At 68.2% G+C, this 20,202-nt stretch carries 18 protein-coding genes, 1 rRNA gene and 1 pseudogene; 13 read left to right on the forward strand and 7 right to left on the reverse strand.

What is annotated here, in order from left to right; all coding sequences use genetic code 11:
* Positions 1-3: 3 nt before the first annotated feature.
* Positions 4-118: ribosomal RNA gene (gene rrf, locus MKP15_RS11625) — 5S ribosomal RNA — on the forward strand.
* 594 nt (positions 119-712) lie between these two features.
* Here rrf and MKP15_RS11630 read toward each other — a convergent pair.
* The 3 genes and pseudogenes from MKP15_RS11630 to MKP15_RS11640 form a co-directional block, all read right to left on the reverse strand.
* Positions 713-883 (reverse strand): annotated as a pseudogene (locus MKP15_RS11630) (beta-ketoacyl-ACP synthase I); the annotation flags it as partial.
* 29 nt (positions 884-912) lie between these two features.
* Positions 913-2,628, reverse strand: coding sequence for a M28 family metallopeptidase (locus MKP15_RS11635; RefSeq protein ID WP_240212806.1), 1,716 nt, complete (start codon positions 2,626-2,628; stop codon positions 913-915).
* A gap of 59 nt (positions 2,629-2,687) precedes the next feature.
* Entirely contained in the window at positions 2,688-3,344 is a 657-nt protein-coding gene (locus MKP15_RS11640) for a hypothetical protein (RefSeq protein WP_240212807.1), read from the reverse strand.
* 85 nt (positions 3,345-3,429) lie between these two features.
* On the opposite strand from MKP15_RS11640, the gene MKP15_RS11645 reads away from it, so the two are divergent.
* Together MKP15_RS11645 and MKP15_RS11650 are read left to right on the forward strand one after the other, a co-directional pair.
* Positions 3,430-4,710 carry a peptidoglycan DD-metalloendopeptidase family protein gene (locus MKP15_RS11645; protein WP_240212808.1) on the forward strand — a complete coding sequence of 427 codons (1,281 nt, stop codon included), beginning with the start codon at positions 3,430-3,432 and terminating at the stop codon, positions 4,708-4,710.
* A 114-nt stretch (positions 4,711-4,824) separates the two neighbouring features.
* Positions 4,825-6,228, forward strand: coding sequence for a S41 family peptidase (locus tag MKP15_RS11650; RefSeq protein WP_240212809.1), 1,404 nt, complete (start codon positions 4,825-4,827; stop codon positions 6,226-6,228).
* Positions 6,229-6,376: 148 nt separating this feature from the next.
* On the opposite strand, the gene MKP15_RS11655 is transcribed toward MKP15_RS11650, so the two are convergent.
* Positions 6,377-6,700, reverse strand: a complete 324-nt coding sequence (locus tag MKP15_RS11655; protein ID WP_104937766.1) for a DUF1820 family protein — start codon at positions 6,698-6,700, stop codon at positions 6,377-6,379.
* Between the two features lie 36 nt (positions 6,701-6,736).
* Positions 6,737-7,429 (reverse strand): rhomboid family intramembrane serine protease, encoded by a 693-nt coding sequence (locus MKP15_RS11660; RefSeq protein WP_104937767.1) that lies wholly within the window; start codon positions 7,427-7,429, stop codon positions 6,737-6,739.
* Positions 7,430-7,642: 213 nt separating this feature from the next.
* Between MKP15_RS11660 and MKP15_RS11665 the strand changes: the two genes are divergently transcribed.
* The 3 genes from MKP15_RS11665 to MKP15_RS11675 all read left to right on the forward strand — a co-directional run bounded on the left by MKP15_RS11665 (position 7,643) and on the right by MKP15_RS11675 (position 10,797).
* On the forward strand, positions 7,643-9,022 hold the full coding sequence (locus MKP15_RS11665; RefSeq protein WP_104937768.1) for an outer membrane protein transport protein: 1,380 nt from the start codon (positions 7,643-7,645) through the stop codon (positions 9,020-9,022).
* A gap of 121 nt (positions 9,023-9,143) precedes the next feature.
* On the forward strand, positions 9,144-9,743 hold the full coding sequence (pnuC, locus tag MKP15_RS11670) for a nicotinamide riboside transporter PnuC (protein WP_240212810.1): 600 nt from the start codon (positions 9,144-9,146) through the stop codon (positions 9,741-9,743).
* Positions 9,730-10,797 carry an AAA family ATPase gene (locus tag MKP15_RS11675; protein ID WP_240212811.1) on the forward strand — a complete coding sequence of 356 codons (1,068 nt, stop codon included), beginning with the start codon at positions 9,730-9,732 and terminating at the stop codon, positions 10,795-10,797. The genes pnuC and MKP15_RS11675 overlap by 14 nt, the downstream gene beginning before the upstream one ends.
* A gap of 88 nt (positions 10,798-10,885) precedes the next feature.
* On the opposite strand, the gene putA is transcribed toward MKP15_RS11675, so the two are convergent.
* Positions 10,886-14,092 carry a bifunctional proline dehydrogenase/L-glutamate gamma-semialdehyde dehydrogenase PutA gene (gene putA, locus MKP15_RS11680; RefSeq protein WP_240212812.1) on the reverse strand — a complete coding sequence of 1,069 codons (3,207 nt, stop codon included), beginning with the start codon at positions 14,090-14,092 and terminating at the stop codon, positions 10,886-10,888.
* A 303-nt stretch (positions 14,093-14,395) separates the two neighbouring features.
* Here putA and MKP15_RS11685 point away from each other — a divergent pair, with 303 nt between their 5' ends.
* The 6 genes from MKP15_RS11685 (at position 14,396) to MKP15_RS11705 (ending at position 19,127) form a co-directional block, all read left to right on the forward strand.
* On the forward strand, positions 14,396-14,869 hold the full coding sequence (locus MKP15_RS11685) for a DUF2244 domain-containing protein (RefSeq protein WP_161615605.1): 474 nt from the start codon (positions 14,396-14,398) through the stop codon (positions 14,867-14,869).
* 17 nt (positions 14,870-14,886) lie between these two features.
* On the forward strand, positions 14,887-15,825 hold the full coding sequence (coxB, locus tag MKP15_RS11690; protein ID WP_240212813.1) for a cytochrome c oxidase subunit II: 939 nt from the start codon (positions 14,887-14,889) through the stop codon (positions 15,823-15,825).
* Positions 15,826-15,889: 64 nt separating this feature from the next.
* A complete protein-coding gene (ctaD, locus tag MKP15_RS11695) occupies positions 15,890-17,500 on the forward strand; it encodes a cytochrome c oxidase subunit I (RefSeq protein ID WP_104937773.1) in 1,611 nt (536 codons plus the stop codon).
* Between the two features lie 11 nt (positions 17,501-17,511).
* A complete protein-coding gene (locus MKP15_RS16995; protein ID WP_256363883.1) occupies positions 17,512-17,646 on the forward strand; it encodes a hypothetical protein in 135 nt (44 codons plus the stop codon).
* On the forward strand, positions 17,643-18,230 hold the full coding sequence (locus MKP15_RS11700; RefSeq protein ID WP_161613967.1) for a cytochrome c oxidase assembly protein: 588 nt from the start codon (positions 17,643-17,645) through the stop codon (positions 18,228-18,230). Before MKP15_RS16995 ends, MKP15_RS11700 begins: the two co-directional genes overlap by 4 nt.
* Positions 18,231-18,251: 21 nt before the next feature.
* Positions 18,252-19,127 (forward strand): cytochrome c oxidase subunit 3, encoded by an 876-nt coding sequence (locus MKP15_RS11705; protein ID WP_161613968.1) that lies wholly within the window; start codon positions 18,252-18,254, stop codon positions 19,125-19,127.
* A gap of 82 nt (positions 19,128-19,209) precedes the next feature.
* Here MKP15_RS11705 and MKP15_RS11710 read toward each other — a convergent pair whose 3' ends face one another.
* Complete coding sequence (locus tag MKP15_RS11710) at positions 19,210-19,428, reverse strand: twin transmembrane helix small protein (protein WP_104937776.1); 219 nt, start codon at positions 19,426-19,428, stop codon at positions 19,210-19,212.
* A gap of 57 nt (positions 19,429-19,485) precedes the next feature.
* Here MKP15_RS11710 and MKP15_RS11715 point away from each other — a divergent pair, with 57 nt between their 5' ends.
* Positions 19,486-20,196 carry an SURF1 family protein gene (locus MKP15_RS11715; RefSeq protein ID WP_240212814.1) on the forward strand — a complete coding sequence of 237 codons (711 nt, stop codon included), beginning with the start codon at positions 19,486-19,488 and terminating at the stop codon, positions 20,194-20,196.
* Positions 20,197-20,202 lie beyond the last annotated feature (6 nt).

The raw sequence follows: 20,202 nt of genomic DNA on the forward strand, positions 1-20,202 counted from the left end.
CTCCCTGGTGAAATTAGCGCTGTGGAACCACCCGATCCCATCCCGAACTCGGAAGTGAAACGCAGCTGCGCCGATGGTAGTGTGGCTCAAGCCATGCGAGAGTAGGTCATCGCCAGGGGCTTTACCCCCAAACCCCCGCTGCTCACGCAGCGGGGGTTTGCTTTTGTGCGCCATCTAAAATCCTTCGGCCCGGCCCGGCCCGGCCACGCCGGAATCCGTGAAACCCACCTTCGGAAAACCACCCGGTAACGCATGGGCCCGCGGCGGAAGGGGAAACAACGGCGCCTAGGGCCGCCGGTGTCGTAAAGCGTGACGCCGCCTGACGGCGCCGTTGGCGTTTTCCACCCCTCAAGTCAGCGTTGCTGCGGGCGTTGCCCGGCGGTAAACCGCCCTGCGCGTGGGCAAGGTTGGGTGCGGTGATGCGTACCGCCTCGTCGTGACCGCACGCTCCAGCAGCTGCATGCCTCCCTCGCGCTGACGCGCTACGTGTCGAGCCCTCGAATCTGCAGGAGGGCACTGCGACGGCCGCCCTGCAGGCGCGGGACAGACAGAAAGGCCAGCAGCCACGCGGGCCTGGCTGCTGCACCGGAACCGATCCGCCCAGGCGAGGGCGTGGAGCAGGTGCAGCCTCAAGCTGATCGTCGCCCACCGACATACGACAACGGCGCCAAAAGGCGCCGTTGCTTCCATCACTACCGCCAGAACGCGAAGATCACACCCGGCCGAATACCAGCGTCGCGTTCGTGCCCCCAAAACCAAAACGGTTCGACATCACCCTCTGCAACCGCGCTTCCTGCGTCGAACGCAGGATCGGAAAACCCTCCGCGCGCGGGTCCAGCGTGGTGATGTTCGCTGAGCCGGCCATGAAACCGTTGCGCATCACCGGCCGTGCAGGTGCACGACCGATGCGGATCAGTCGTTGGCCGTGCGCCGGCCTTGCATCATGCGATCGCGGTCGGCCTTGAACGGGTTGCCTTCGTACCAGTTGGGCCAACTGTCGCCACCCGCCAGTTCGCGGCCGACGCCGTACAGGAGTTCGAGGTCCTGCAGGGCGCCGTCGAGCCTCCAGCTGGCAGCGTCGTACTCGTCGCGCGGACTGTGGTAACGCTCGCGGGCATAGGCTTCGGCGGCTTTCCTGCCGGCCTCGACCCCGCCATCCAGAAGGTCCACCCCGCCGCCAGCGTAGAGCGCCGGAACGCCGGCCTTGGCGAAGTTGAAATGATCCGAGCGGAAATAGAAGCCGCTCTGCACCGCCGACTCCGCGTGCAGGGTCCGCTTCTGCGCCGCCGCCAGGGGCTTGAGGATGTCCTCGAGCTCCGAGCTGCCATAGCCGGTGACGGTCATGTCGCGGGCGCGGCCATTGACCGACATCGCGTCGATGTTGATCACGCCGGCGATCTTGTCCAGCGGGAAGGTGGGATGGCTGACGTAATACTGCGAGCCGAGCAGGCCGGACTCCTCCAGCGTCACCGCAAGGAACACCACCGAGCGCTCCGGCGCCGGCTGCTGGTGGACCATCGCGTCGGCGATCTCGAGGATGCCGGCTACGCCGGTGGCGTTGTCCACGGCACCGTTGTAGATGTCGTCGCCGGCCTGCGCGTCGTGTGCCTGGTCCGCCTGCCTGCCCAGGTGGTCCCAATGCGCCATGTAAAGCACGGCCTCGTCGGCGCGCCTGCTGCCGGGCAGGACGCCCACGACATTGCGCGACTTCTTCTCCGCGATGCTGCTCTTCAGGTCCAGCGACAGCGTGGTACGCAGCGGTACCGGCTTGAAGCCGCGCCTGCCGGCATCGCGATAGGCCTTGTCCAGGTCGAGCCCGGCATCGGCGAACAGCTGCCGTGCCGCTTCCGCACTCAGCCAGCCCTGCGCCTGCAGGCGTGGCTCCTTGTCTTCGGCAGCCGGCAGGTCGTACTGCGCGCCCCCCCAGGAGCTGCGCACCACGTCCCAGCCGTATGCCGCGCCCGCGGTGTCATGCACGATCAGCGCCGCGGTGGCGCCCTTGCGCGCGGCTTCCTCGAACTTGTAGGTCCAGCGCCCGTAATAGGTCATGCGCTTGCCCTCGAACAGGCGCGCATTGCCCGCGTGGAAGCCGGGGTCATTGACCAACATCACCACGGTCTTGCCCTTCCAGTCCTGGCCGGCATAGTCGTTCCAGTCCTGCTCCGGCGCATCCACCCCGTAGCCGACGAACACCATGTCGCTGGCGTCGATCCGCACTTCCGGCTGGCCGCTGCGGGTGCCGACCACCATGTCGCTGCCGAAGGCGAGCGTGCGCCGGGCGTCGCCATGCACGAGTGTGAGCACGGTTGCGGGATCGGCGATGGTCTCGGTCATCGGCACTTCCTGGAACCAGCTGTCGCCGTTGCCCGGTTGCAGGCCGATGCGCTGCATCTGGTCGCGGATGTAGTCGACGGTCAGCTGTTCGCCGCGGCTGCCTGGCGCGCGTCCTTCGAACGCATCCGATGCCAGCGTCTTCACCAGTTCGGCGAAGTCCGCGGCGTTGATGCCGGTGGAGAATGCATGTCCCGGCGCGGGAGCGGGCACCGGCGCCTGCGGCGGCGTGGCCTCTTGCCGGCACGCGGCCAGCGCCGCGCCCGCGGCGAGGCACAACAGGAATCTGCGGGGCATGGAACCGGGCTCCGGATGAAAGGGGAAGCCCGATTCTAGGCAAGCCTGCCGCGAAGCGCTCAATCCTTCGGCGCGGCCTCGCTGTCGAAGCGCCGCACGGTGGCGCCGCTGACCGGGCCGATGGAGGCGCTGTCGTGCACGTACAGCGTCACTTCGCGCTCGAAGTTGAGCGGGCCGTCGACCTTCGCGTTGGGGCCGATGATCACCCGCGGCTTGCGTGGGGGCGTCAGTGATAGGCTGAACGACGGCTTGGTCACGCGGATGCCGCCCTTCACATGCGAGCCGATGCCGACGGTGATGTCGCCGTTCACCGTTTCGATGTTGCGCCCGACCTCGGTCCCGACCAGGCCGATGCCACCGTTGACGGTTTCCACGCCGCCGCCGATGCGTCCGCCCTGGTCGATGAAGATGCCACCGTTGACGGTTTCCACGTCGCCGGAGAGGACCAGCCCGCGTCCGGCACGCACCGCGCCGTTCACCGTCTCCAGACTGCGCGCCTGCACGTTGTCGTCGGCATTGATGCTGCCGTTGACGGTTTCCACGCTGCGTGCCTGCACGCCCTTGGCGAGGTGGATGCTGCCATTGACGGTGTCCAGGTCGCGGTAGGCGGTGCCGGAGTCGGTACGGATGCTTCCGTTCACCTTGCTGATGTCGTCGGACGCCATCGCCAGTGGGCTGGCCAGGCCCAGGGCCAGCAGAAGAAGGAATCGGTTCATCGCGGGTCTCCGTCGGGATTTCCTGTGGGCGAGCCGGGATGGCACCATGGCTGGATACAATCCGCATCTGCCTGAAGTCACTGGAATGCCCTTGCGACCCTCCCGCCGCCCGCCCGCCCGCTTCCCGGCACCGCCGGCCTGGGCCGCCGGCTGCCTGCTGGGGCTGTCGCTGCTGGTGCCGTCCGCGCCGGCGCAGAACACCCCGCGCGATGCGGAAAAGAAGCTGCAGCAGGTACGCGGCGAACTCAAGAACGTGGCCCAGGAGCGGCAGCGCCTGCAGGCCGAGCGGGAAGCGGCGTCGCGGCGGCTGCGCGAGGCCGACCAGAAGGTGGCCCGCAGCGGCCGGGCGGTGGCCGACACCGAGGCGGCGATGCGCCGCGAACAGCAGGCACTGGCCGGGCTGCAGCAACGCCGCGCCACGCTTGAAGCCAACCTGTCGCGGCAGCGCGAGCAGCTTGCCGCGCTGCTGCGCGGCGCCTACCGGCTGGGCAACCATGCCCCGCTGAAGTTGCTGCTGTCGCAGGACCGCGTGGCTGACGCCAATCGCGAACTGGCCTACCACCGTTACCTGCAGCGCGAGCGGGCGCGGACCATCGCCTCGCTGGCCGGCGATCTCCAGGCGCTTTCAGCGAACGAACAGGAGATCCTGGCGCGCAGCCGCGAGCTGGAGCAGGCACGCGCGCAGCAGCGCGAGCAGGCTGCCGCGCTGGCCGAGGACCGGCGCAGGCGCGCGCAGCTGGCGGCCGAGCTGGACCAGCGCTACCAGGACCGCAGCGAGCGGGAGAAGGTGCTGGGCAAGGACGCGCGGGCACTCGAGCAGCTGCTCTCCAGCCTGCGCGCGGCGGCCGCACGCGCCGAGGCCGAGCGCAAGGCGGCCGCGCGCCGTGCCGCCGCCGAGCAGTCGCGCCAGGCGGCCACCGGGACGGCGCGGCCCACCCCCGGCAAGGTGCCGCCGCGGGTCACCGCGAATGCGCCGGCACCGAAGGTCGGCGGGCTGGGCTGGCCGTTGTCCGGCAACCTGCTGGCCCGCTACGGCGGGCGCCTGCCGGATGGCCGCACCAGCAGCGGGGTGTTGATCGGTGCCCCGCCCGGCACCACGGTGACCGCGGTCGCCGACGGCACGGTGGTCTTCTCCGACTGGATGACCGGCTACGGCATGATCCTGATCGTCGACCACGGCAATGGCTACATGAGCCTGTATGCCCATAACGACACCCTGCTGCGCGATTCGGGCGCGCGGGTGCGCCGCGGCGAGGCGGTGGCACGGGTCGGCAACTCCGGTGGCCAGGGCGTGACGGCGCTTTACTTCGAGCTGCGCCGCAACGGCCAGCCGGTGGACCCGGGTACCTGGCTGCAGCGCCAGTGAGCGGCGGCTGAGCGGGCGCCCCCGGCGGCGGCCGCGTTCAACGTGAATTCCACCGGCGTTCGCGCATAATCGGTCCGACGCGCATGGTGCGCATCCGTTTTCATGGAGTGGTTCATGCGTGTAGCCGGCCTTGCTGCTGCCCTGCTGTTCGCACTGTCGCCGGCCGTCGGCCTGGCGCAGGGCGCCCCGGACAAGACGCCCAAGGCGGACGACCCCGATGCCCAGGAGTCGGTCACCTCGCGGGTGCCGCTGGACGAGATCCGCCGCTTCGTCGCGGTATACAACGCGGTGCGCGCCGCCTACGTGGACCCCGTGGACGACAAGAAGCTGATGCAGTCGGCGGTGCGCGGCCTGCTGCTGGACCTGGATCCGCACAGCACCTATTTCGACAAGGAAGACGCGCAGGCCTTCGATGAGCAGGCCACGGGCGCCTACGAGGGCATCGGCGTCGAGCTGTTGCAGCAGGACGGTGCGCTCAAGGTGGTGTCGCCGATCGACGAAACGCCCGCCGCGCGGGCCGGGTTGCGCGCCGGCGACCTGATCGTGGCCATCGACGGCAAGCCGATCAGTGCGTTCGAGGCGATGGAACCGCTGCGCGGTCCCGCCGGCAGCAAGGTCGTGCTGACCATCGAGCGCGGCGAGGAAAAGCCGTTCGACGTGACCGTCACCCGCGAGACCATCCGCGTCACCAGCGTGCGCAGCCGGATGCTCGAGCCGGGCTATGGCTATGTGCGCATCAGCACCTTCCAGGCCGATACCGGCGCCGACTTCCAGAAGCACCTCGCGCAACTGCAGTCGCAGGCCGGCGGCAAGCTGAAGGGCCTGGTGCTGGACCTGCGCAGCAATCCGGGCGGCCTGCTCACCGCGGCGGTGCAGGTTGCCGACGACCTGCTGGAGAAGGGAGGGATCGTCAGCACGCGCGGCCGCATCTCGGTCAGCGATGCCCGGTTCGAGGCCACGCCCGGCGACCTGATGAAGGGCGCGCCGGTGGTAGTGCTGGTGGATGCCGGTTCGGCGAGTGCTTCGGAAGTGCTGGCCGGTGCGCTGCACGACAACCAGCGTGCGCGCATCGTCGGCAGCCGCACGTTCGGCAAGGGCTCGGTGCAGACCGTGCTGCCGCTGGACAACGGCGACTCGGTAAAGCTCACCACCGCGCGTTACTACACGCCCAGTGGACGTTCGATCCAGGCCACCGGCATCGTACCGGACGTGGAACTGACCCCGGATCCGGGCACCACGGACAAGGACGTGCCGGCTGCCATCGCCGACTTCAGCGAGGCCAAGCTGCCGGGTCACCTGCGTGGCGACGACGAGACCAGCGGCGTCGCCACCGGCGTCGTGTTGCCGGGCGAAGGGCCGGTGCGCTCGGCCCTGCGTGAGCTCAAGCGACCGGGCTCGCTCGCTGCCCGGCCCGCGGCCGCGGCACGGCCGGATGTCCCGGCGAAGCCGCAGGCAGCGCCTGCGCCGGCGGGCGTCAACGTGCCTGCCAGGCCGGAGGCGGCCGACGGCGGCAAATAGCGCGCGCTTCCCGCGCGCCGGGGGGCCTGCGTGTCAATCGCCGGTGCGCGCCGCGGCAAGCCCGACAATGGGAAGGTAGCAGCGGCGCGCGGCCGGGCGTGCTGCACGCGTGCAGCCAATTCCGCGGCGATGATCCCGCAGCCGGTGCTCAGCGCGGCTTGGCGGGCATCGGGAACGGGGTGACCACCTTCTCGCCGGTGGCCGCATCGCGGATGGCCGACTGGCCCTTCTTTTCCACTTCCTCGATGCGCACGATGCTCTGCATCGGCAGGTGCAGCACCTTGGTGTCGGCGAACTCCTCACGCAGGCGCTCTTCGGTGGGATCGACCACCAGCCCGTCGTGCAGGTCGAACACCAGCTCGGCGATTTCGTTGAATCCCCACAGGTGGCTGCTGCCCACGCGCCGGGCATACAGCTCGTAGACCTTGCCGTGATTGAGGAACGTGATCTTGTACAGGGGCTTGCTGCTCATGGCGCGATTATAGGGAGCGCGCGGAGCCGGCGGCTGCTAGAACCCGTGGCGCTTGCGCAGCCGCCGGGCGATGGCCGCGCGCACGTACAGCCCGTAGACAATGCCGAACAGGAAGCCGGACAGATGCGCGGACCAGGCCACCATGCCGAAGCTGGGGCCGATGTAGGCGAAGACGATCTGCAATGCCGCCCACACGCCGATCAACAGATACGCCGGTGCGCGGACGAACTCCAGGAACAGCCCCAGCGGCAGCACCACGCCCAGCCGCGCGCCGGGGAACAGCGCCAGGTAGGCCCCCAGCAGTGCCGATACCGCGCCGCTGGCGCCGATGATGATCTGGTCGGGCGATCCCATGGCGTACAGCGCCGCCAGGTTGGCCGCGGCACCGCCCAGCAGGAACAGCAACAACAGCCGCCACGGCCCCAGCACCCGCTCGGCCGGCAGCCCGAAGATCAGCAGGAACACCAGGTTGCCCAGCAGGTGCGACCAGTCCGCGTGCAGGAACAGCGCGGTGAACAGGCGCAGCACGCTGCCGTCGCGCAGTGCGGCCCACCAGTCCTGGGGATTGCCCAGGCCGGTGGACAGCGCGCCCCAGTCCATCCACAGCGAACGCCGGGCCTCGTCCGGCCGCGAGATCGACCAGAGAAAGGCCAGCCAGATCGCCGCGAACAGCAGCGGCACCGCCCAGCGGAGTCCGGGTTTGTCGCGGGAGGGAATGGAAACGAACATGGACGCGGAAGCCTACCCCGTGCGGGGCCGGACAGGGTGATGGAGCCGAAGGAAATGAATGCGGGGGCGTTATTGTTTAGTTAACAAGCTTGATGGATACTGCATACGGCGTCGTATGTCGGGAGGGGAATCCGGCGCACCGCAGGGCCGTTCGACGGCACCGGGTGCAGGCGCACAACGAATCACCTTTGGCCTACGGAGAGAGCTTCCAACATGCATACCGCTTCCACCCTCGCACGCGTCACCGCCCTGGCCGTCGGCATTGCCGGTGCCCTGGCTTTCAGCCACGCCGACGCCGCCGCGTTCCAGCTCAAGGAGAACAGCGCCAAGGGCCTGGGCCGCGCCTTCGCCGGTTCCAGCTCCGCCTGGGGCGATGCTTCGGTGATCGCCACCAACCCGGCTTCGATGCGCCTGCTCGACGGCCGCCAGTTCCAGGCCGATCTGAGCGCGATCAGCTTCTCGGCCAAGATGGAAGACGTCTACAGCGCCCGCAACGCCGGCCCGACCGGCGCTGGCAAGGGCACCCCGATCTCCGGCGGCAACGGCGGTGACGCCGGCATGATCGCCCCGGTTCCGGCCGCGTACTTCCACGTGCCGTTCGGCGAGAACGACAACATGCACTTCGGTCTGTCGCTGACCGCGCCGTTCGGTTTCAAGACCGAATACGACCGCGACTGGGTGGGCCGCTACCACGGCACCAAGACCGACCTGAAGGCGGTCGACCTGGGCGCGGCGTTCTCCTATGACGTCAACCCGTACGTGTCCTTCGGCGCCAGCGTGTTCGTCGAGCACCTGACCATCGAGCTGGCCAATGCCGTGGACTTCGGCGCCGTGGCCTACAGCTCCAGCAAGGGCGCCAGCGCCGCGCTGGGCCTGGTGCCGGGCAGCGCCGATGGCTACGCCACCGTCGAAGGCAACAACAATGCCGTCGGCTACGTGATCGGCGGTACCTTCAGCCCGACCGAGAACACCAACATCGCGCTGAGCTATCGCTCCAAGGTCGAGCACAAGATCACCGGCGGCAAGGCCCGCTTCGATGTCCCGGGCAAGGTCGACGCGGTGCTGGGCCTGGCGGCCAAGGGCCTGTTCGTCGACACCAGCGGCAAGGCCACGGTGACCCTGCCGGCCTCGGCCACCCTGAGCGTGACCCACAAGGTCAACGACCGCTGGACGGTGATGGGCGACGTGTCGCGCACCGCCTGGGCCACCGCGTTCGACAAGGTGACCGTGGACTTCGCGTCGAACCAGCCGGACAACGTGCTGGTGTTCGGCTACAAGGACACCACCTTCGGTTCGATCGGTACCGAGTACAAGCTGTCCGACACCATCACCCTGCGTGGCGGCGTGGCCTATGACGAGACCCCGACCACCTACGGCCACCGCGACGTGCGCGTGCCGGACGTGACCCGCAAGTGGCTGTCGTTCGGCCTGGGCTGGACCCCGAAGGAGAACACCGAGTTCAACTTCGGCTACACCCACCTGTTCACCAACGACCCGGCGATCAACGCCACCAGCAGCACCGGCAACGTGCTGCAGGGCAAGTACAAGGTCGGTGGCGACATCCTGGCCGCGTCGATGAACTACAAGTTCTGATCCGGGCACGCCTGGTACGACTGACCGGAGGGCCCCGCGCAAGCGGGGCCCTTCGCTTTCGTGGGCGGCGCATTGCCGCGCGTACCGTCGCCCCGCGGCGCACGACGGGCGACAATGCGGCATGAACCTGTCCGACCCCGCCTTCCAGCTGGAGCTGGCCGCCAACATCGCCGTCGCCGGTTCGATCCTGCTGGCCGGCCGCAACAACGTACACACATGGTGGCTGGGCATTGTCGGTTGCGCGCTGTTCGCGCTGGTGTTCCAGCGGTCGCACCTGTACGCGGACATGGTGCTGCAGTTCTTCTTCGTCGCGATCAGCGTGCTGGGCTGGTGGCAGTGGCTGCGCGGCGACCACGGCGCGCCGCTGCCGATCACCTCGTTGCGACCGCGCGCGTGGGCCTGGCTGGTACCGCTGGCGCTGCTGGCCACGTTCGGCTACGGCTGGATGCTGACCCGTCTGACCAACGCCTATGCACCGTATGTCGACTCTGCCGTGCTGGTGCTGAGCGTGATCGCGCAGCTGCTGATGATGCGGCGCAAGCTGGAGTCGTGGTGGCTGTGGCTGCTGGTGAACAGCATCGCGGTACCGCTGTATTACAGCCGCGGCCTGCACCTGACCTCGATCCTGTATGTCGGCTTCTGGATCAACGCGCTGGTGGCGCTGCGCCATTGGCGGCATCTGATGCGCGATGAGGCAAAGGCGGCCCATGCCGCTGCCTGAGCGGGCCGAGCGTGGCCTGGTGGTGGGCAAGTTCTGCCCGCTGCACCTCGGCCATGAACGACTGATCAACTTTGCCTCCACGCGCTGCCAGCAGTTGCTGGTGATCGGCTGGTCGCAGCCGGGCTTTGCCGGCTACAGCGCTGCGCGTCGCGAGCGCTGGCTGCGTGCGCGCTTCCCCCTGGCGACGGTGGTGGTACTGGATGATGCGCGGCTGGCAGCCTTGTGTGCCGAACACGGGCTGCCGCCGCGCGTGTTGCCGCAGGACAGCGACAGCGAGCAGGTGCAGCGCATGTTTACCGCCTGGCTGTGCCAGCACCTGTTTGATGGTCCGGTGCAGGCGGTATTCACCGGCGAGGACTACGGCGATGGCTTTGCCGACACGCTGGCGGCCTGCTTCAACGCGCCGGTGCGTCATGAACGGCTGGAGCGTACGCGTGATGTCGGACAGGCCAGCGGCACGCAGCTGCGTGCCGATCCACATGCACATCGGCACAGCCTTTCCGCCGAGGTATATGCGGCCTACGTGCAGCGCGTGGCGTTCATTGGTGGCGAGTCCACCGGGAAGACCACGCTGGCGCGCATGATGGCCGAGCATATGCAGACCGCCTGGGTGCCGGAATATGGCCGCACGTTATGGGAGCGGCAGGGAGGAGAACTGAAGCCGGAGGATCTGCTTCGCATCGCAATGACACAGCCACAACACGAAGACGAGGCCGCGCGGCGCGCGTATCGCTGGTTGTTCTGCGATACCACGCCGTGGGTGACGCTGGGCTACAGCGGTTGGATGTTTGGTGCGGCACCGGAGGCACTGCAGCAGGCTGCACTGCGGCCATATGACCTGCTGTTCCTGTGCGCGCCGGATATTCCGTTCGACCAGGACGGCACGCGGTTGGGGGAGGCATTCCGCGCGCAGCAGCATGCGTGGTACGTGCACGAGCTGCAGGCGCGGGGTGCCCAGTACGTGCTGCTGCAGGGCGACCTGGAAGCGCGCATCGCGACGGTGCGGCACGCGCTGGCCAAGCGTGCGGACAGCCGGTTCAGCGTGGCGGCATGATCGTCGCCAGGCATGGCCCGGCGCGACCGGTAGAGCACGAAAAACCCCGCCTGCGCGGGGTTTTTCGTTCACGGGGACATGCCGGCAATCAGTCGCCCAGGGTCAGCAGCGAGGCGTTGCCGCCGGCGGCAGTGGTGTTGACCGTCACCGTCTTCTCGGTGGCGAAGCGCAGCAGGTAGTGCGGGCCGCCGGCCTTCGGGCCGGTGCCGGACAGGCCCTGGCCGCCGAACGGCTGCACCCCGACCACCGCGCCGATCTGGTTGCGGTTGACGTAGACGTTGCCGACGTTGACGCGCGAGGCGATGCGCTCGACGGTCTCGTCGATGCGCGAGTGCACGCCCAGGGTCAGGCCGTAGCCGGTGGCGTTGATCTGGTCGATCACCGCGTCGAGCTGGTCGGCCTTCCAGCGGATCACGTGCAGTACCGGCCCGAAGATCTCCCGGTGCAGCTGGCCCAGGTCCTTCAGCTCGTAGGCGCGCGGGGCGAAGAAGGTGCCGTGCGCAGTGGCGTCGGACAGCGGCGCGGTGGCGATCAGGCGGGCTTCGGCATCCATGCGCACGGCGTGTTGCTCGAGGATCCGCAGCGCGTCGGCGTCGATCACCGGGCCGACGTCGGTGGACAGTTCGCCCGGGTCGCCGACCTTCAGTTCGGCCATGGCACCGGCCAGCATGCCCATCACCTTGTCGGCGATGTCGTCCTGCACGAACAGCACGCGCGCCGCCGAGCAGCGCTGGCCGGCCGAGGTGAAGGCCGAGCCGATCGCGTCCTTGACCAGTTGCTCCGGCAGCGCCGAGGAGTCGGCGATGAAGGCGTTCTGGCCGCCGGTCTCGGCGATCAGCACGCCGATGGCGGCGTCGCGCGCGGCCATCGCGCGGTTGATGGCGCGGGCGGTTTCGGTCGAGCCGGTGAACGCCACGCCGGCCACGCGCGGGTCGGCGGTGAGCGCGGCGCCGACGGTGGCGCCGTCGCCCGGCAGGAACTGCAGCACCTCGGCCGGCACGCCGGCGTCGTGCAGCAGCTTGACCGCGTAGTAACCGACCAGGTTGGTCTGCTCGGCCGGCTTGGCGATGACGCTGTTGCCGGCGGCCAGCGCGGCGCTGACCTGGCCCAGGAAGATCGCCAGCGGGAAGTTCCACGGGCTGATGCAGACGAACACGCCGCGGCCGTGCAGCTGCAGCTCGTTGCTCTCGCCGGTGGGGCTCGGCAGCGTTTCGGCGTGACCGAACTGCTCGCGCGCCTGCTTGGCGTAGTAACGCAGGAAATCCACCGCCTCGCGCACTTCGGCGACGCTGTCCGGCAGGCTCTTGCCGGCTTCCTTCACGCACAACGCCATGAACTCGGCGATGCGCGCTTCCAGCTGGTCGGCGGCATGCTCGAGGATCGCGGCACGGCTGGCGGCCGGCGTGCGGTTCCAGGCCGGCTGCGCGGCGACGGCGTTGGCCAGCGCCTGCTGCACGGTGGCGCTGTCGGCGGCCTGCCAGTGGCCGACCACGTCGCGGTGGTCGGCCGGGTTGGTCACCGCGACGCTGGCGCCGGCGGGCGTGGCGCCGGGCACCAGCGGGGCGGCCTGCCACGGCTTGACGGCGGCGTTGAGCTGCCCGGCGAGGGCACGCAGTGCGTTGTCGTTGGCGAGGTTGATGCCCATGGAGTTGTTCCTGTCGTGGTTCTGGCTGCGCAGCAGGTCGACCGGCAGCGGGATCTTGGGGTGCGGGATGGAGGCGAACGAGGACACGGCCTCGACCGGATCGCGGATCAGCTCGTCGATGGACACGTCCTCGTCGGTGATGCGGTTGACGAAGCTGGAGTTGGCGCCGTTCTCGAGCAGGCGGCGCACCAGGTAGGGCAGCAGGTCCTCGTGCGAACCGACCGGCGCGTAGACGCGGCAGGGCACGCCCAGGCGGTTGGCCGGGATCACTTCGGCGTACAGGTCGTCGCCCATGCCGTGCAGCTTCTGGTGCTCGTAGGTGCGGCCCTGCGCGATCTGCTTCACCGCGGCGATGGTGGCCGCGTTGTGGGTGGCGAACATCGGGTACAGCACGTCGCTGTGGCCGAACAGCCGCCTGGCGCAGGCCAGGTAGGACACGTCGGTGTTCTGCTTGCGGGTGAACACCGGGTAGCCGGGCAGGCCATCGATCTGCGCGCGCTTGATCTCCGCGTCCCAGTAGGCGCCCTTGACCAGCCGCACCTGCAGGCGGTGGCCAATGCGGCGGGCCAGGTCGGCCAGGTAGTCGATCGTGTACGGGGTGCGCTTCTGGTAGGCCTGCACCACGATGCCGAAGCCTTCCCAGCCCTTGAGCGAAGGATTGGTAACCACCCGTTCGATGATGTCCAGCGAAAGCTCCAGGCGATCGGCCTCCTCGGCGTCGACGGTGCAGCCGATGCCGTAGGACTTGGCCAGCTGCGCCAGCTCCAGCACGCCCGGCACCAGGTCCGCCAGCACCCGCTCGCGCTTGGCGTGCTCGTAACGCGGGTACAGCGCCGAGAGCTTGATCGAGATGCCGTGCGAACGGGTCACGTCGCCATCGGCGCTGCCGCCGCGCGCCAGGTTGTCCGTGCCGATGGCATGGATCGCGCGCCGGTAGTCTTCCAGGTAGCGCAGCGCGTCCTTCATGGTCAGCGCGCCTTCGCCGAGCATGTCGAAGGAATAGCGGTAGTTGCCGTTGTCGCCCTTGTGCGAGCGCGCCAGCGCCTCGTCGATGGTGCGGCCCATGACGAACTGGTGGCCCATGATCTTCATCGCCTGGCGCACGGCCAGGCGGATCACCGGTTCGCCGACGCGGCCGATCAGGCGCTTGAAGGCGCCGTGCACGTCGCGCTTGGTGTCGTCGGCCAGGTCGACCAGGTGGCCGGTCAGCATCAGGCCCCAGGTCGAGGCATTGACCAGCACCGAATCGGACTGGCCCATGTGCCGCTTCCAGTCGGCCTCGCCGAGCTTGTCGCGGATCAGCTTGTCGGCGGTTTCCTGGTCGGGGATGCGCAGCAGCGCCTCGGCCACGCACATCAGCAGCACGCCCTCCTCGCTGCCCAGGTCGTACTGGCGCATGAACGCCTCGATCGCGCCCTGGTTGCGGGCGCGGGCACGCACCCGGCGCACCAGGTCGGCGGCGGTGGCCTGGACCCGTGCCTGTTCGTCGGCCGGCAGGCGGGCCTGTTCCAGCAGCTCGCGCACATGGGTGGTTTCGTCTTTCAGCCAGGCATCGGTGATGGCCTGGCGCAGTGCGGCCGGTGGCGGCGGCAGTTCGGGCGAGAGCAGCGGCCGCGCCGTGGCGGCCTGGGCGGAGGGTGTTGCATTCATGGGCATGACCACGTCGGGACACGTTGGGATTCGGCCATTTTAATCCCTTGCGTCAAATTTCCCAGCCCTCGCCGGTGCCCCGTTGGGGTGGCAAAACCATTGGTGGGTGGGCGATTCGGGGAAACAGGCGGCACGGAGTCTGTTTGTGCTGAATCCGGCAAATTTTCTGCCGATGTCGCTTCAGCCGGCGGCCGATCCAGTGTGCAGTGCAGCAATCACAACAATGATGAATGAGAGCTTGCCGGGGTGATTGGGCGGGGCTACCATCGAAGCCGTTTTCCGCGGTACGGACGCGGTTGCGACATGATCGAGATGCTTCGGCAGGTTGAAGGCGACTCACGTGCGCAGCTGGTGCTGCATCCCCCACGGGCGCTCAGCGCCCGGCAGTTCGTCCTGTTGTTCGTCGCGCTGGCAGGGTTGATGGCGTTCTCCGCAGGCCTGGGTTGGCTGTCTGGAAACGTTTTCGCCCCGGTCTTCGCGCTATTGCATTGCTTCCTGGTGGGAGCTGCCCTGCGCGCGTCCTGGCGCAGCGGCGAACGCCGGGAAGAGATCCGGGTAGGACCGGACTGCGTGGAGGTGATTCCCGCAGCCGGATGTCCGCCGGTCTTCCGCGCCCACCCGTACTGGGTGCGCCTGGTGATCGAGGACGAACGGGTCGTGCTGGTCTCCAGCGGAAAGCGGGTCGAAGTGGGGAGTCTCCTCGCGCCCGCCGAACGCAGGGAACTGGCGGCGACGCTGGATGGCTTGCTCGCGGCCAGTGACGGCCGCAACCGATGACGTCAAGGGTCTAGGCAATGAAGCAAAGCAACAGGTGGGGAGTGTGGTGCAGGCAGGGTCTGGGGGTGGCGGCAATGGCGCTGGCCGCACCCATGGCATGGGCCCAGGCGGGTGATCCCAAGCCCTGGCAGCTCAACATGGGCAAGGGCGTCACCCACACCGCGCGCATGGCGTGGGACGCGCACATGGTGGCGCTGTGGGTATGCACGGTCATCGGCCTGATCGTGTTCGCCGCGATGGGCTATGCGATCGTCAAGTTCCGCAAGTCCAAGGGCGCGGTGGCGGCGCAGTTCTCGCACAACACCAAGGCCGAGATCATCTGGACCGTCATCCCGATCATCATCCTGGTGGTGATGGCATGGCCGGCCACGGCCAAGCTGATCGCCATGTACGACACCCGCGATTCCGAGATGACGGTGAAGATCACCGGCTATCAGTGGATGTGGAAGTACGAATACCTGGGCGAGGACGTGGCGTTCACCAGTCGCCTTGACCGCAAGTCCGACGAGGTGCGCCAGAGCGGCGCGGTGCCGACCCTGGCGTCCGACCCGCACTACCTGCTGGACGTGGACAACCCGCTGGTGCTGCCGGTCGATACCAAGGTTCGTTTCGTCATCACCTCCGACGACGTGGTCCACGCCTGGTGGGTGCCGGCGCTGGGCTGGAAGCAGGACGCCGTGCCGGGCTTCATCAACGAGCGCTGGACCAACATCGAGCAGGAAGGCGTGTACCGCGGCCAGTGCGCCGAACTGTGCGGCAAGGACCACGGGTTCATGCCGATCGTGGTCAAGGCTGTGTCCAAGGACGAGTTCAAGGCGTGGCTGGCCTCGCGCAAGCCCGCGCCTGCGCCGGCCGCCGAACCCGCCCCGGCCGCCGAGCCGGCGCCCGCCACCGACGCCCCGCAGCTGGAGGCCGCGCCTGCCGCGGAGCCGGCGCCCGCGGCGCCCGGCGCCTGATACCGCCGCGCGCCGGCCGCTGCCGGCGCGATGCCTGGAAACTGGATAACGAGGTATAGCTGCAATGGCGAACTCCGCAGTGGGCCACTCCGACCATCACGGCCACCAGCAAGGCTTCTTCGAGCGTTGGTTCTTTTCGACCAACCACAAGGACATCGGTACGCTGTACCTGCTTTTCAGCTTCCTGATGTTCATCATCGGCGCCTTCATGTCGGTGCTGATCCGCTGGGAGCTGATGGAGCCCGGGCTTCAGCACATGAAGCCGGAATTCTTCAACCAGATGACCACCGTGCACGCGCTGGTGATGATCTTCGGCGGGGTGATGCCGGCCTTCGTGGGCCTGGCCAACTGGATGATCCCGCTGCAGATCGGCGCGCCGGACATGGCCCTGCCGCGCATGAACAACTGGTCGTTCTGGCTGCTGCCGGTGGCGTTCACGCTGCTGCTGCTGACCCTGTTCCTGCCCGGCGGCGCGCCCGCCGGCGGCTGGACCATGTACCCGCCGCTGTCGCTGCAGGGCGGCTACAACGTCGCCTTCAGCGTGTTCGCCATCCACGTGGCCGGCATCAGTTCGATCATGGGCGCGATCAACATCATCGCTACCGTGCTCAACATGCGCGCCCCGGGCATCGACCTGCTGAAGATGCCGATCTTCTGCTGGACCTGGCTGATCACCGCGTTCCTGCTGATCGCGGTGATGCCGGTGCTGGCCGGCGCGGTGACCATGCTGCTGACCGACAAGTTCTTCGGCACCAGCTTCTTCAATGCCGCCGGCGGCGGCGACCCGGTGATGTACCAGCACATCTTCTGGTTCTTCGGGCATCCCGAGGTCTACATCATGATCCTGCCGGCGTTCGGCGTGATCAGCGAGATCATCCCCACCTTCAGCCGCAAGCCGCTGTTCGGCTACCAGGCGATGGTGTACGCCACCGCGGCCATCGCATTCCTGTCGTTCATCGTGTGGGCGCACCACATGTTCACGGTGGGCATGCCGCTGGGCGGCGAGATCTACTTCATGTTCGCCACCATGCTGATCTCGATCCCGACCGGCGTGAAGGTGTTCAACTGGGTCAGCACGATGTGGAAGGGCGCGCTGACGTTCGAGACCCCGATGCTGTTCTCCATCGCCTTCGTGGTGCTGTTCAGCATCGGCGGCTTCTCCGGCCTGATGCTGGCCATCGTGCCGGCCGACTTCCAGTACCACGACACCTATTTCGTGGTGGCGCACTTCCACTACGTGCTGGTCACCGGCGCGGTGCTGGCGCTGATCGCGGCGGTCTACTACTGGTGGCCGAAGTGGACCGGGCGCATGTACAACGAGTTCTGGGGCAAGGTGCATTTCTGGTGGACGATGGTGTTCGTCAATCTGCTGTTCTTCCCGCAGCACTTCCTCGGCCTGGCCGGTATGCCGCGCCGCATCCCCGACTACAACCCGGTGTTCGCCGACTGGAACCTGGTCAGCTCGATCGGCGCGTTCGGCATGTTCGTCACCCCGTTCCTGATGGCCGCCATCCTGCTGTCGTCGCTGCGCAGCGGCCAGCGCGCCGAAGCGCGCGCCTGGGAAAGCGCCAAGGGCCTGGAGTGGACCGTGCCGTCGCCGGCGCCGGCGCATACCTTCACCGTGCCGCCGGTGATCCGGCCGGGTGACCTGGCCCACGACGACGTGACCCATTGAGGCGCGCGACGATGAGCCGTCCCGACTGGCAACCCGATGAGCTGGCCCTGCGCCGCCGCCGTTCGCGGCGCACGGCGCTGGTGGTGGGCGTGATCGCGGTACTGATCTACGCCGGCTTCATCCTGTCCGGGGTACTCGCGCATTGACCACGCCCGCGCCCCGGCCCGAACGCAATGCCGGCATCGTCCGGCTGCTCGGCGTGGCGCTGGGCGTGTTCGTGCTGACCTTCTCGCTGGTGCCGCTGTACCGCATCGCCTGCGAGAAGGTGTTCGGCGTGCGCCTTGAGCGTGGCGCCAGCCAGGCCGCCGCGTCCGCATCCGCCACCGGCAGGCGCCTGGTGCGGGTGGAGTTCGACGGCGGGGTCAATTCCAAGCTGCCGTGGGCTTTCCATCCGGAAAAGCTGACCATGGACGTGGTGCCGGGCGAGCTGAACGAGGCGCTGTACTTCGCCCGCAACGACAGCGACCACGCGCTGGTCGGCAGCGCCGTGCCCTCGGTGGCACCGGCCCGCGCGTCGGGCTATTTCAACAAGACCGAGTGCTTCTGTTTCACCGCGCAGACCCTGCAGGCCGGCGAGCAGCGCGAGATGCCGGTACGTTTCATCGTCGATCCGGACCTGCCCGCAGACGTCCGCACGATCACCCTGTCCTACACCTTCTTCAAGAATGACGCGCTGACGGCGCAGCTGGCGCCGGCTTCGGCCGGCGGCTCGTCGCACGCGGCCCCCTGACCACGGATCCGGAAGCAAGCCATGGCCCATAACACGCCTGATGCCAACGTCTACTTCGTGCCGAGCCAGAGTCGCTGGCCCTTCGTCGGCTCGATTTCCATGCTGGTGCTGATGGTCGGAGTGGCCAGCTGGCTCAACGACGCCAGCTGGGGCCGCTGGACCTTCTTCGTGGGCCTGGCGATGCTGGTGTTCACCTTGTTCCTGTGGTTCGGCGACGTCATCCGCGAGTCGGTCGGCGGCAACTACAACCGCCAGGTCGATGGCTCGTTCCGCATGGGAATGGTCTGGTTCATCTTCTCGGAAGTGATGTTCTTCGGCGCCTTCTTCGGCGCGCTGTTCTATACCCGCGTCTATGGCCTGCCCTGGCTGGGCGGCGAGGGCCACGGCGTGGCGACCAACGAAATCCTCTGGGACGGCTATTCGGCGGCTTGGCCGACCAACGGCCCCGGCGGCATCGGCGGTATGTTCCAGACCATCCCGGCGTGGGGCCTGCCGCTGGTCAATACGCTGATCCTGCTGAGCTCCGGCGCGACCCTGACCATCGCCCACCACGCGCTCAAGGCCGGCAACCGCCGGCAGCTGCTGATCTGGCTGGGCGCCACCGTGCTGCTGGGCTGCGTGTTCCTGTTCTTCCAGGCCGAGGAATACATGCATGCCTACGGCGAGCTCAACCTGACCCTGGGCTCGGGCATCTATGGCTCGACCTTCTTCATGCTCACCGGGTTCCATGGTGCGCACGTGGCGCTGGGCACGATCATGCTGATCGTGATGTGGCTGCGCTCGGCCAAGGGCCACTTCACCCGCGACAACCATTTCGGCTTCGAGGCCGCGGCGTGGTACTGGCACTTCGTCGACGTGGTGTGGCTGATGCTGTTCCTGTTCGTCTACGTGCTGTAAGCGGCAGGAAAGACAGGGAGCGGGGCATCGGACGGGATCCCGGCGCACCGCTCTCTGGTTCACTTCATGGACGCGCCCGGTGTCAGCCGCCGACGCCGTGCGGCCTGATCCAGCCGCTGTAGATGCCCAGGATCACCAGCAGGATCAGCACCACCGACAGCACGATGCGCCGGGTCAGGGCATTGACCGTGCGTTTGGTCTGGCCGCGGTCGATCATCAGGTAGTACAGCCCGGCGCCAAGATTCCAGACGATGACGATCAGGAACGCGATCACCAGCAGTGTCTTCAGCGAATCATTCATGCACGGCTCTAGGAGTGGGAAGGCGTTGCTATCTCACCCGCTCGCGGCGCCGTTGTCATGACGCGACAGCACACGGGGCTGCTGGGCTGGCTGCTGGCGTTGGCGGTGGCCGCGCTGTTCAGCGCGCTCGGCGCGTGGCAGTTGCAGCGCATGCACGACAAGCAGGCGCTGCTGGCGCAGGTGCCGCCGGAGCGCAGCCACGGGCTGGCGCTGGCGCAGGCGATGCGCGCGCCGGCCACGCTGCACTGGGTGCACGACACGCTCGAGTTCCTGCCCGCCACGGTGCTGCTGGACAACCAGCTGCGCGATGGTCGCCCCGGGCTGAAGGTGTACCAGGCCGCGCGCGCGGAAGGTGATGTGGTGCTGGTCGACCTGGGCTGGCTGCCGTTGCCGGGCGACCGCCGGTTGCCGTCCATCGTGCCGCTGCAGGGGCGGATCGAGGTGCAGGGCCTGTGGGCGCCGCCGCCGTCACCGGGCCTGGCGCTGGGGCCGGCGCTGGCGGCCACCGCGCAGCCGCGGGTGTGGCTGGCCACGCGCCTGGACATTCCCGCCGTCGCCGCGCAGCTGCAGCTGCCGGCCGCTGCGTTGCCGGGCCAGGTGCTGCGGCTGGATCCGGCCATGCCACTGGGTTACGCCCGCGACCTGGAGCTGCTGCCCAATACCCTGCCACCTTCGCGCCATCTCGGTTATGCGGTGCAGTGGTTCGCCATGGCGCTGGCGGTGCTGGTGATCGCCGGCGTGCTGCATGTCCGCCGCCGCGGGCGCTGAACGCCA

Origin of the sequence: Stenotrophomonas sp. Y6, from assembly GCF_022436665.1 — a bacterium.
Lineage (GTDB): Bacteria > Pseudomonadota > Gammaproteobacteria > Xanthomonadales > Xanthomonadaceae > Stenotrophomonas > Stenotrophomonas acidaminiphila_A.